The organism is Bradyrhizobium sp. IC4060 (assembly GCF_020193715.1).
Lineage (GTDB): Bacteria > Pseudomonadota > Alphaproteobacteria > Rhizobiales > Xanthobacteraceae > Bradyrhizobium > Bradyrhizobium yuanmingense.
In genome coordinates this window covers 1-417 of the sequence record NZ_JADYVJ010000104.1, presented here as the reverse complement: position 1 = coordinate 417, position 417 = coordinate 1, and the positions used below count along the sequence as shown (strand labels likewise).

The following is a 417-nucleotide window of genomic DNA, read 5'->3' as shown; positions in this document are numbered from 1 at the left end:
ATCATGTTGCGGCCGTCGAGCTTCGGGAACACCTCGACGCGAGCCAGGTGCACGACCTCCTCGGCCACGTGGTCGAGGATGCGCTTGCCCAGCTCGGGGTGGGCCATCTCGCGGCCCCGGAACATGATCGTCACCTTCACCTTGTGACCTTCGCCGAGGAACTTCTCGACCTTCTTGGTCTTGGTGTCGAAGTCGCCGGCGCCGATCTTGGGCCGGTACTTCATCTCCTTGATGACGACGTTGGTGCTCTTCTTGCGCGACTCCTTGGCCTTCTGCGCAGCCTCGTACTTGTACTTGCCGTAGTCCATGATCCGGCAGACAGGCGGGTTCGCCTTGTCCGCCACCTCGACGAGGTCGAGGTCGAGCTCACGGGCGATGGCCAGTGCCTCGGGCCGGGATCCGACCCCTGCCCGAGGC

Annotated in this window: 1 protein-coding gene; it reads right to left on the bottom strand. The window is 64.3% G+C overall.

Annotated elements, in window-relative coordinates:
- Positions 1–417, bottom strand: a 417-nt coding sequence (gene infC / locus I6F16_RS37685; protein WP_225174800.1) for a translation initiation factor IF-3, incomplete at both ends; no start/stop codon positions are given.